This is a genomic window from Corynebacterium halotolerans (assembly GCF_050107895.1).
Classification (GTDB): domain Bacteria; phylum Actinomycetota; class Actinomycetes; order Mycobacteriales; family Mycobacteriaceae; genus Corynebacterium; species Corynebacterium halotolerans_B.
Window position 1 is genome coordinate 1 of sequence record NZ_JBNILW010000028.1, and the last position, 11130, is coordinate 11130.

10 protein-coding genes and 4 pseudogenes are annotated in these 11130 nt (G+C 64.6%); 7 read left to right on the forward strand and 7 right to left on the reverse strand.

Going from position 1 to position 11130, the window contains the following annotated elements:
* Together ACQCVD_RS15195 and ACQCVD_RS15200 are read right to left on the reverse strand one after the other, a co-directional pair.
* The coding region (locus ACQCVD_RS15195) for an aldehyde dehydrogenase family protein (protein ID WP_426824627.1) at positions 1–393 on the reverse strand (393 nt) is incomplete at its 3' end.
* Between the two features lie 64 nt (positions 394–457).
* A pseudogene (locus tag ACQCVD_RS15200) lies at positions 458–544 on the reverse strand (hypothetical protein); the annotation flags it as partial.
* A gap of 152 nt (positions 545–696) precedes the next feature.
* On the opposite strand from ACQCVD_RS15200, the gene ACQCVD_RS15205 reads away from it, so the two are divergent.
* A complete protein-coding gene (locus tag ACQCVD_RS15205; protein ID WP_426824628.1) occupies positions 697–1773 on the forward strand; it encodes a lactonase family protein in 1077 nt (358 codons plus the stop codon).
* Positions 1774–1860: 87 nt separating this feature from the next.
* Here the strand turns inward: ACQCVD_RS15205 and ACQCVD_RS15210 are convergent, their stop codons facing one another.
* Positions 1861–3384 (reverse strand): peptide MFS transporter, encoded by a 1524-nt coding sequence (locus ACQCVD_RS15210; RefSeq protein WP_426824629.1) that lies wholly within the window; start codon positions 3382–3384, stop codon positions 1861–1863.
* A 414-nt stretch (positions 3385–3798) separates the two neighbouring features.
* Here ACQCVD_RS15210 and ACQCVD_RS15215 point away from each other — a divergent pair, with 414 nt between their 5' ends.
* The 5 genes and pseudogenes from ACQCVD_RS15215 to ACQCVD_RS15235 all read left to right on the forward strand — a co-directional run bounded on the left by ACQCVD_RS15215 (position 3799) and on the right by ACQCVD_RS15235 (position 8173).
* Entirely contained in the window at positions 3799–4014 is a 216-nt protein-coding gene (locus ACQCVD_RS15215; protein ID WP_426824630.1) for an SDR family NAD(P)-dependent oxidoreductase, read from the forward strand.
* Positions 3972–4610, forward strand: coding sequence for an SDR family NAD(P)-dependent oxidoreductase (locus ACQCVD_RS15220; protein ID WP_426824636.1), 639 nt, complete (start codon positions 3972–3974; stop codon positions 4608–4610). The genes ACQCVD_RS15215 and ACQCVD_RS15220 overlap by 43 nt, the downstream gene beginning before the upstream one ends.
* Before the next feature lie 77 nt (positions 4611–4687).
* Positions 4688–5842, forward strand: a complete 1155-nt coding sequence (locus ACQCVD_RS15225; protein ID WP_426824631.1) for a serine hydrolase domain-containing protein — start codon at positions 4688–4690, stop codon at positions 5840–5842.
* Between the two features lie 564 nt (positions 5843–6406).
* Positions 6407–7063, forward strand: a pseudogene (locus tag ACQCVD_RS15230) (cytochrome P450); the annotation flags it as partial.
* 141 nt (positions 7064–7204) lie between these two features.
* Positions 7205–8173, forward strand: a pseudogene (locus tag ACQCVD_RS15235) (PDR/VanB family oxidoreductase).
* A gap of 37 nt (positions 8174–8210) precedes the next feature.
* On the opposite strand, the gene ACQCVD_RS15240 reads toward ACQCVD_RS15235, so the two are convergent.
* The 4 genes and pseudogenes from ACQCVD_RS15240 to ACQCVD_RS15255 all read right to left on the reverse strand — a co-directional run.
* Entirely contained in the window at positions 8211–8492 is a 282-nt protein-coding gene (locus ACQCVD_RS15240) for a hypothetical protein (protein WP_426824632.1), read from the reverse strand.
* 154 nt (positions 8493–8646) lie between these two features.
* Complete coding sequence (locus ACQCVD_RS15245; RefSeq protein ID WP_426824633.1) at positions 8647–9213, reverse strand: TetR/AcrR family transcriptional regulator; 567 nt, start codon at positions 9211–9213, stop codon at positions 8647–8649.
* Between the two features lie 74 nt (positions 9214–9287).
* Entirely contained in the window at positions 9288–10031 is a 744-nt protein-coding gene (locus ACQCVD_RS15250) for an MBL fold metallo-hydrolase (RefSeq protein ID WP_426824634.1), read from the reverse strand.
* A gap of 369 nt (positions 10032–10400) precedes the next feature.
* A pseudogene (locus ACQCVD_RS15255) lies at positions 10401–10685 on the reverse strand (DDE-type integrase/transposase/recombinase); the annotation flags it as partial.
* A 98-nt stretch (positions 10686–10783) separates the two neighbouring features.
* Between ACQCVD_RS15255 and ACQCVD_RS15260 the strand changes: the two are divergent.
* The coding region (locus ACQCVD_RS15260) for a transposase (protein ID WP_426824635.1) at positions 10784–11130 on the forward strand (347 nt) is incomplete at its 3' end.

The following is an 11130-nucleotide window of genomic DNA, read 5'->3' on the forward strand; positions in this document are numbered from 1 at the left end:
CCCCAGTTCCGCGGAGAAATCGATCAGCCGCTCTCCGGCGGTCTTGGCCAGCAGCCGGCCGGTCCGGGTGGAGCCGGTGAACATCAGGAAGTCGCATTCCGCGGCGATTGTCTGACCCACGACCTCGCCGGAACCGGTGAGCACCTGAAACACAGAATCCGGCAGGCCGGCCTCTTCCAGCAGCTCGGCGGCCAACAGCGCTGTCAGCGGGGTCTTTGAATCAGGTTTGAGCACGATCGTATTCCCCGCCAGCATCGCGGGGATGGCGTCCGACACCGCCATGACCAGTGGGTAGTTCCAGGGTGCGATGATGCCGACCACGCCCTTGGCCTCCCGCTGCACCCGCGTGCGGGTCAACACCGGCAACGCCCCCTTGGCGCGCGTCGTCTGCAACAGGCCTGCCGCGGAAGGCGTAGTGCCGGGCGGTGACCGCGACGTCCATGATCTCGTCGAAAGCGCTGGCACGGTTCTTGCCGGATTCGTCCTGGATGGTGTCCAGCAGCCGTTCCTGATTGTCCAGCACCAGGTTGTGGAAACGCAGCATGATCGCCTTCCGCTCCTTCACCGGAACCTGCGCCTATTGCTGGCGGGCCCGGCCATCAAAGGGGGAGGTCACGGTGATGGTGCTCATGGCCTCCACGGTAGGGCACGCCGGGGCGCGGTGTTAAGCGCTGTGATCCGCGTACGGTGGGAGCCATGCGACAGCAGCCGAGTCCTGACCGTCCCCGTTTCGCGATCGTCGGCACCCGCACCGCACCTGCGGTCGGCCCCGGCATCGCCGTGTACCGCTGGCAGTCCGAGGGCCCCTGGGAAGAGGTCGGTACCCAGGAGGCCGAAACCCCGGGTTACCTCGCCTATGACCCGGACCGCCGGATCCTCTATGCAGCACACGGCGGGGAATCGCGGGTGTCCGCCTATTCCTTCAGCGAGGACGGCGAGCTTACGCCGCTGGGTTCGCAGGACACCGGCGGGGAGAATCCCGTGCATCTGACGTTGAGCCCCAGTGGCGGCCATGTGCTGACCGTGAATTACAACTCCGGCACTGTCACGGTCTTCCCGGTGGCCGAAGACGGCACGTTGGAGCCGGCGTCCTCGAGGTGGACTCCGGAGGGCGAACCGGGGCCGCATGGCTATGAGCAGGATGGCCCGAAGCCCCATCAGGTCACCTTCACCCCGGACGGCGGGACGGTGGTCATCTGTGACAAGGGCCTGGATACCCTGCACTTCTGCACACTCGACGCCGAGACCGGCGAGCTGAGTCTCCGGGAGCAGCTGCGGTTCCGGGAGGTCAGTGGGCCGCGGCACGTGGCTTATCACCCGACCAAACCGCTCGCGTACTGCGTGGACGAGCTGAGTAACTCGGTCTCGGTCATCGCGCTCACGGAAGAACCGGAGGTCCGGCAGTATCTGCCCACCCTCCACGAGGAGGACGTGCGCAACTCCCGGGCCGGTGGCATCGCCATTGATCCGGCGGGGACCTATCTGTACGTGTCCAACCGTTCCGGCACCGGAGACGACTCCGAGCCAGGGCCCGGCCCGGACTCCGTCGCCGCCTTCCGGGTTCGGGAGGATGGACTACTGGAGGCGCTGGGCGTGGTGAATGCGCTCGGTCAGCGGCCGCGCTTCATCGGCCACGAGGCAGGCCAGTTGATCGTGGCCCACGAACGCTCCAATCTGATCCAGCGCTGGCACATCACCGATGATGGCCTGCCTGCCGACCCGGAAACCGTCGCGGAGGTCGGGGCACCCATGTGCGTGCTGTTCGTGGCGTAGTACGGGCATCTGAATGACAAAAACGGCCGGGCCACCTGAAGATAGTCAGGTGGCCCGGCCCGGTGGGATGCAGGGGGAGTGGCGGGGTCAGCGTACGTCGATGAACTTCTTGAGCACCCAGTTCTTCGACAGGATGATGAGGACACCGATGATGATGGTGCTGATGCCCACCACAATGAAGAAGGTCCGTTCTGCGGAAGCGTCCTCCGAGTTGTAGTAGCTGCCCAGGGTGCCGGACAGGGAGGTGCCCATGGACACCGCCATCAGCCACACCGCGAACATGCGGGATTGAAAAGCCTCCGGGGCGACTTTAGTGGCTAGGGAGTTACCGACCGGCGAGAGCAGTAGCTCACCGATGGTGAATAGGAAGTAGACCCAGATGATCAGAATCATCGGGGTGGAGTTCGGGCCACCGCCCGCGTAGGGCAGGAAGAAAAACAGCGAAACTCCGATGATCATGTTGGCCACGCCGAACTTCACTGCGGTGGACCATTGGCGCTTACCTAGCTTGGTCCACAGCGCGGCGAAGACTCCCGAGAAGATGATGATGAAGATCGGGTTGAAAGAATTGACCAGGCCCGGTTGCAGCTCGATGCCAAAGAAGTCACGGTTCAGGCGCTGATCAGCGTACACCGCGAGTACGGTGAACTGGGACTGGAAGATGGCGAAGAAGAGCACGCCGCCCACGAACATGGGGATGAATCCCAACAGGCGAGACTTCTCCTTGGCGGTGGTCAGCGGAGATGTGTACATCTGGACCAGCAGGGCGACTGCTGCGAACAGAGCGATGAAGGCCATGATGTTGGACAGCCACTCAAGACGGATGACGCCGGTGCCGATCAGCGCGACAACTGCCGCGACCACGATGACCGTGCCTGTGATCCAAGGCAGGTAGTGGTTGCGGGGCAACGGGTTCGGGACCTCATGACCGGCGGCGCCGATGGTGGTTTTGCGCATCAGGACGTATTGGATCAGCCCAAGAGCCATACCGATGGCGGCGATACCAAATCCCCAGTGGAAGCCGCCCCAGCCCCAGATGGCGTTGGTGAGCAAGGGTCCGAATAGCCCACCGAGGTTCACACCCATGTAGAAGATGGAGAAACCGGCGTCGCGGCGGGGATCGGTACGCGAGTACAGCTGACCGAGGACCACCTGGGCGGCTGTTTTCACGCCACCAGAGCCGAGGCCGATCAAGACCAGGCCGATGGACAGGCCGGCGTAGCCCGGGATCAGAGCCAGGGCGATATGCCCCAGCATCACGATGATGGCTGAGTAGAAGAGGGTCTTTTCGGAGCCGAAAATACGATCCGCAACGAAGGAGGCGGCCAGAGACATCATGTAGACGAAGCCGCCGTAGGCACCGACGATTGACAGAGCCGCAGCCTGGTCCATTCCCAGGCCACCGTCGGTGACGGAATGGTACAGGTAGAAGGCGAGAATCGACTGCATGCCGTAGAAGCTGAAACGCTCCCACATCTCCACGCCGAAGAGGTTTGCCAGCCCCCAGGGCTGACCGAAGAATTGACGCTGCTGATGGGCGTCCAAGGATGGCGGAGCGGAAGAACTGTTGGGTTCCGGTGCCGCACCATCCTGTGTGCTGACATTGTTCATGGGGTGATTGTCCCTCTGCGCGCAGGACGAGGGGAAATCTGAGAAGTTTCTCCCCTGAGACGAGTTTTTAGTCCGGAGGGTTCGGTAGCGGCGAGCAGGAGCATGGTCTTCGCTGAGGTGAAGAGGGCGTGAGGAGAGGCGGTTCTCCCAGGAAATTGCAGGTGGCGGGAGAGACGTGTTCATTTGCGGTCTCATCGCCCCAGTTGAGGACCCTACTGTTCTGTCAGAGGAGAGCTCCCTTCTTCTCGTTTAGGGAAACAGGCGCATCCAACCCCAAATTGGGGTGATGCGGAGCACTGGGGGCGGGGCGAGTGACTTTTATCGGAAATTCACTAGACAACTGTCCAGTAACGCTGATGATGTGCGCCAGGACACAGAAACCCTTCCCGGACAAGACAGGTAGGCATCACCAGCATGAGTCTCAGCAGCAAGATCGCCGTGGTCACCGGAGCCGGTTCGGGCATGGGCCTGGCCACCGTCCGTGCCTTTCTCGAGGAAGGAGCGACTGTCTACGCCCTTGACATCTCCCCGGACAACCTGGACGGGAACTCGGCGCAGAGGAGAACGTCACGGCCATTGCCCTCGACATCGCGGACTCCGCGGCGGTCAACGATGCTTTCGACCGGGTGAAGGCGGACCACGGCAAGCTCGACATCCTCATCAATGCCGCCGGAGTGAACACCCCGAACCGGTGGGCGACGCGGTGGCTGGACGACATCAACCATCACATGTTGGACGCCGCCAGGAACGGTGAGCCCTTCGCCCCGGAGTTTCTCGAGCAGATCCCGGACGAGGACTTCGACCGGGTGATGAAGATCAACGTCAACGGCACCTTCTTCGCCATCCGGGCAGCTGCGCCACTGCTCAAGGCCGCCGGTGGGGGAGCGATCGTCAACTTCGCCTCGGTGGCGGGCCTGGTGGGCCTGCCGATGCCCGCCTACTACCCGGCGTCCAAGGCCGCGGTCGTCGGCATGACGCGGGCCGTGTCCGGGGAACTCGCCCCCTTCAACATCCGCGTCAACGCCCTGGCCCCGGCCGGCATCAACACCGCCCTGCTGACCCAGTCCGGGGACGAGCACGTCCAGGCCCTGCTCGCTCTGCAACCGCTCAAGCGCCTGGCGGAACCGGAGGAGATAGCCAGGACCCTGGTCTTCCTGTCCTCCGACGCGGGTGCCCACTACACCGGGCAGGTGCTCTCCCCGTCCGGCGGCGCCTACCTCGCCTGAGCCGCGCTCCACAACGTCGGCGGTAACCACCGCGGGCGTCGCCAAGCACATCCCCAGCAGGAAGGAAACCGCACCACATGTCCATGGACCAGAAGGCGCTGCAGCGTCTCGAGGACGAAATCACGGCCGACATCGAGCGCGGTGACTATGACGGCGTGAACGTCATCGTCGCCCGTCACGGCGAGATCGCCCTGCAGGGCACCTACGGATACGCGGAGCGGGACACCGTCCGCCCGTCGCAGCAGGATGATGTCTACCGCATCCTGTCGATGTCCAAGGCCTTCACCAACACCCTGGCCTACCGTGCGCTCGGGGAGGGCAGGCTCGCGCTGTCCACCCGGGTGGTCGATCTGATCCCGGAGTTCCTCGGCACCGACCCCTTCCGGGCGGTGCGCAAGGACCGGATCAACCTCGCCCACCTGCTCACGCACCGTTCAGGCATGCCCGCCACCCCGGACCCGGGGTTGCCGGCCGAGAAATTCGGCGTGCTGGCCGATGTCATCGCGGCCCTCGGCTCCGTGGACGTGGTCAACGAACCGGGCACGAATCTCAACTATGCGCCGAGCATCAACCATGCCCTGATGGGGGAGATGGTCCGCCGCGCCTACGGCTACGAGAACTTCCGCGACCTGGCGCGTGATCTGATCTTCACACCGCTCGGCATGGCGGACACCGCCTTCGGACTCCCCGGGGCCAACCGCGACCGCGCCGTGCCACTCAAGGTCTACGTGCCGGATGACGGCTGGCTGTCGCCGGAGGACATCGAGTGCCTCAACCGCCACATCACCGAAGACGCCGAGATGCCCTGGGTGGGGGCGACCGCCACGGTGAATGACATCTTCCGCTTCGCCGAACTCTTCTGCCGCAAGGGCGAGCTCGACGGCGACCACCTGGTGGCCCCCGCGATCATCGAGGCCGCCACCACCCTGCAGACCGGCACCATGCCCAATGACCTCTACGCCGGCATTGCGGCACAGCGCAGCTGGGAGGCCCCGGCCGGCAACTTCGGCCTCGGCTTCTCCCTGTCCGGCACCGGCACCGCCCCGAACTTCTTCGGCCCCTTCACCTCCCCGCGCACCTTCGGCAACTACGGCGCCGGCTCCACCCTGTTCTGGGTCGACCCCGAGCGCGACCTGACCTTCGTGTTCCTCTCCTCCGGCGTCATGGATGAGGGCGACAACGTCGCCCGCTTCCAGAAGCTGTCCACCATGGCCGTCGCCGCAGCCGTCTGACCACCGCTTAACGACGCCCCGCGCACCGACACCCCGTCACCCCACCGTTTCCTTCGAAAGGACGGAAGCCCCATGACCACCGCGCAGCAGACCCAGCCCACCGGTAAATGCCCCTTCGCCCACGGCTTCGACGCCATGGGGGACAACTACTTCAAGGACCCGGCGGCCCACTTCGCCTCGGTCCGCGACGAGACCCCGACCTTCTTCTATCCGCACCTGGGTGCCTGGATCATCACCCGCCGGGAGGACGCCCTGACGGTCCTGGGCGACTGGCGGAAGTTCTCCTCCGCGGCCAACTCCGCGATGATCGAGGTTCCGGAACACTACCGGGACGTCATCTCGCAGGACCTGATCTCCCGGGTCCTGGTGGGTTCTGACCCGCAGGGACACACCACCGCCCGCGGTGTGGCCCAGTTGGGATTCCTGCAGGAGGACATGGACGCCCTCGCCCCGGAGATCGAGGCCCGCGCCCACCGCATCATCGATTCCTTCGAGAACAACGGGCACGGCAACCTGCTGGAGGACTACTGCCTGGAGCTGACCACCCAGACCCTGCTGGCGCACATGGGGCTGGGCTATGAGTACGCGGACTTCATCAAGCAGCTGCGCGACGACTTCTTCCAGGTGCTCGCCTCCGCACAGGAGCCCTTCGAAGAGCCCCGGCGTTCCACCGTGTGGTCCCGGTACACGGCGGCCAACCTGGAATTGCGGGAGATCATCGAGTCCCGCCGCGGAGCGGACGCCCGGGACCTGATCTCCATCATGGCCTCCCAGCAGGATGAACACGGAAACTACATTCTCGGTGCCGACCAAATCGCCATCCATCTGACCGAGTTCGCCGCCGCCGGCACGGATACCGCCGCCCAGGCCATGGCCAACGCCCTGCTTTTTCTGGAGAAGAACCCGGACGCCCTCGAAGACGCCCTGGTGGAGCCGGAACTGTGGCCGCGCGTGTTCGAGGAGACCGTCCGCCGCCGTCCGTCGTCGACCTTCGCCTCCCGGAAGGCCATGATCGATGTCGAGCTGTCCGGCGCGCAGATCAAGGCCGGGGACATGGTGTGGATCGCGTTGAGTTCGGTCAACACCGATCCGTCCTACGTGGCGGATCCCTTCGCCTTCGACATCCACCGCCCGGACCCGGAGGACCACCTGGCGTTTTCCACCGGCCGCCACAAGTGCCTGGGCAACCCGTTGGCCCGGGTCCAGGGTGCGATCGGCCTGAAGGTGCTCTTCGAGCGGCTGCCCTCGGTGCGCATCGACGACCCGGCGGCGCTGGACTTCGTCCGTTTCGCCCTGCTGCCCGCCCGCCGCTCCCTGCACGTCCACTGGGACGTCGCCGACGTCGACTTCTCCAAGCAGCAGGTGGTGCGCACGTTGAACCTCACCGTGGCGGAACGCCGCGAGGAGTCCGAGGGCGTGGTCTCCCTGTTGTTGCGCCACCCCGACGGCGGCGAGCTGCCGAAGTGAAAGCCCGGGGCGCACGTGGACCTGCACCTGCCGGCGACGGACACCGACGGCGGTCAGCTGGTCCGCCAGTACTCCCTGTCGGGTGACTGGGAGGACCGCACCAGCTACCGCGTGGGCATCCTGCGCGAGCTGGAGGGCCGCGGCGGTTCCGCCACCGCACACGACAAGGTCCGCGAGGGGGACACGATCACCGTCTCCTGGCCGCGCAACAACTTCCGCTTCGTCGACGCGCAGCGCTACCTGTTCATCGCCGGCGGCATCGGCATCACGCCGATCCTGGCCATGATCCGCGAGGCGGAACGGACGGGCCGGGACTGGCAGCTGGTTTATGGCGGGCGCAGCCGGGCGTCCATGGCATTCCTCGACGAGTTGGCGGAGTACGGCGACAGGGTGCGGCTGGTCCCGCAGGACGAACTCGGCCACCTGGATCTGCCTGCGATTCTGGGGGAACCGGGTGAGAACACGTTGATCTACTGCTGTGGTCCGGAAGGGCTGCTCCAGGCGGTGGAGAACGGTTCCGCGCACTGGCCGAAGAACAGCCTGCGGCTGGAGCGCTTCGCGCCGAAGGTGATCACCCGGGACTACGAGGATGAGGTTTTCGAGGTGGAGTTCCGCATCAGTGGCACGACGGTGCAGGTGGGGGAGCGGGAGTCGATCCTGGACGTTGCCGCCGGTGCCGGCCTGTCCGTCATCTCCTCCTGCCGGGAGGGCACCTGCGGGACCTGCGAAACCACCGTGCTGGACGGAGCGGTGGACCACCGGGACTCGATCCTCACCCCGGATGAGCAGGGCGCCAACGACACCATGATGATCTGTGTGTCCCGGGCGGCGCGGGGATGCGGGAAGTTGGTGCTGGAGCGGTAGGCGAGCCGCAGCGTCCCAGGCCCTCCGCGGGCGCGAGCTAGCCGAACGGTGCGGTCACCTGGGACAGCAGCGAGACGGTGTCGAGGATGACTGAGATATCGCCGGCATCTACGATGACCGTCTCGATCTCCACGACCACCGGCCCGACGAGGGATGAGCCCTGCGGGAAGAGGGAGATTTCGGCGGGGGTGGTGTTGGTGTTCACAGTGACGGAATCATCTGTGGCAGCACCCGCTGCGGCTGTGGGCGCGAACGCGAGCGATCCCAGCACCATTCCGAGGGCGAGGACTCCGGTTGAGTAGCGGCGTGAGCGTGACATGACTTCTCCTGTGGCTGATGGCGACGGTGTCGTTGTCATAGTCAGCGTAGGTGGCCGCCACGGGCCAGGCCGGAGAAATCCGGGACAGTTGCACAATTGTTAGCACCGCAAACCTGAATTCCACCCCGTGGCACGGTCGGGCACGATCAGGCTGCTATCTCCCGCCGGGAAGCAGGTTCAACCACTGTTGCGCCAGCGCCCGATGCACCTTCTCCTCATAGATCGCGTGGTTGCGGACGTAGAGGAAGTAGAAGTTCCGGTCCATGCTCATCAGGGTGACCGTGAACTGGACCCGACGGTCCTCATCCTCGCTGAGCTGGGGGATCTGGTTGCTCAGTCGGCGCATCATCTCCAGCCATTCCCCGGCTACCGTCTCGTCCTCGGCCATCGCCTGCTCGATGGCGGAGAACTCCACGGCGTGCTCCAGCCACAGTTCCCGCATGGACCGCAGCCAACCCAGGACCGAGTCGAGGTCGTGCCGTGGCAGCTCAAAGATGGAGGAGATGGGGCCCAGCAATGCAGGTTCAATCTCCCGCATCTTCGCCAGCATGAGGTCCGGCTTATTGCGGAAGTGCAGGTAGAGGTTCGCCCGACTGCCGCCGGCCTGCTTCGCGATCTGGTTCATGCTGGTGGTGCCGTAGCCCTGTGCACGGAACAACTCGTAGGCGGTATCGATGAACCGCTGCCGGGTCGCTTCCCGTTCCTGGTCCCGCTGATTCATGGTTCCCCACCTCGTGGCCCGCCAACTACTCCGCTATGAGTATGGCACCACCGGGATTTCCCGGCGGCCGCATGTCAGTGTTCCCCCACCACCCGGGCATGATCGGCGGCATTGTCGACGCCCTTCGTCCACGGTTTGCCGTGGCCCGGCAGCAGAGTGGTGGCGCCGGTGCCCACCACGGTGTCCAGGGAGGTCATCGCCTGGTGGGTGTCCTTCGTTGCGGCGGCGGCCACGATCTGCGGACCGGATTTCCCGGTGTAGGGGTCGAGGGTGACCAGGGCGTCGCCACTGATCACGGCATCCCGCTCCGGGAAGTGCAGGATGCAGTGCCCGTCCGTGTGCCCCGGGGCAAGCAACGGAATCGGATTGCCGGGCAGCGCGAGCGGGGCGTCGGTGTCCAGGGTCCGGGTGTCCTTGATGCCCTTGATCACCAGGGCCCCCGCCAGCGCCATCCGGCCGAGGTAGGGCAGGGAGCCGGGGTGGGTGAGCGGGTAGAGGAAACGGTTCTGCTGGGGCTTGTAGCGGTAGGGGTGGGCGGCCAGCGAAGAATCCTCCGCGTGCACGTAGACGGGGATCCCCAGCTCGCGGTGGGCACGCAGGGCGAACCCTACGTGGTCGAAGTGACCGTGCGTCAGCACCAGAGCCTTGAGATCCCGGCGGGTGCGACCCCGCTTTTCCAGGGCTTCCAGCACCATCGGCCACATGCGGGGCAAGCCCGCATCCACCAGGATGATGCCGTCATCGTCATGGACGAGGTAGCAGTTGACGTGGGCGTGGGAGATGAAATCAATGCCTTCGGCGGCATCCGTGATGATCATGGCGGTTCCTCACTTCACAAGGATGGTGCGCGGTGATCTAGCAGGTTCCCCCATAGTGGCCGTGGGCGCTCCATGAGGTCAAGGAGATCGCTGTCATCAGTGACTTAAACGATGCATAGATGCAGGCGGCCAGGCACTGTGCTGTTGCAAAAGTTCGGCGGAGAGTCGCGAAAATTCAGTTTCTCATTCGCTGATGACCGCTGCGTGCCGGCGGTGTCAGATCGTCTCGAATATTCGGCTGACGATCACCACATCCGGATTTGGATGCCCCGTATGCGAACATCGTCCCCTGGGTGCTGTTGCAAAGTGGAACGGAGAGCTGTGAGGACTCGATCTTTCATCCGCTGATGCTCGCTGCAGCTGGCGTTCTCAGGCCCTCTCGAAGATCCGGTTGACGATCACCGCATCCGGATTCGGGTGCCCGTAGGCGAACATCACCCCCTGTCCCTTCCGTAATGAGTGCATCGCCTCCATCCCCTTCAACGTCCGGTACGCAGAAGTCCTGTTTTTGAAAGCGCCTTTGGGTCCCAGGATCCGTTTCAACCGCCCGTGGTCGCCTTCCAGCACGTTATTGAGGTACTTCACCTGTCGATGCTCCACTGTCGGAGGGCAGATGCCCTCCGCCTTCAACTCGGCAATCGCCTTAGAGATTGCGCGGATAGGTGGGCCAGGACGGGGCCATGACATAGGGCAAGCACGAGGCCTGGTACATAGGAATTCGACCAAGAATTCACCATCATCCAGGAGCACTCGTGCCTGCTGTTCCATCATCTATCATCGACCCCATCTGGCGCCAGTTCGCCGCCCTGATCCCGCCGGTGAGCGATACTCACCCGCTGGGATGTCACCGCCCGCGGATCGCCGACCGGATCGTCTTCGACAAGCTCATCCAGGTCCTCGTCCTGGGCGCCTCCCACGCCAAGATCGCTGATTCCACGTGCTCGGCGAGCACGTTGCGCACCCGCCGGGACAAGTGGATCACCGCCGGTATCTTTGATGAGTTGGAGCAGATCTGTCTGGAATCTTATGACCGTATCGTCGGCCTCGACCTGGACAACATCAGCGTCGACGGGTGCATCGTCAAAGCCCCCTGCGGCGG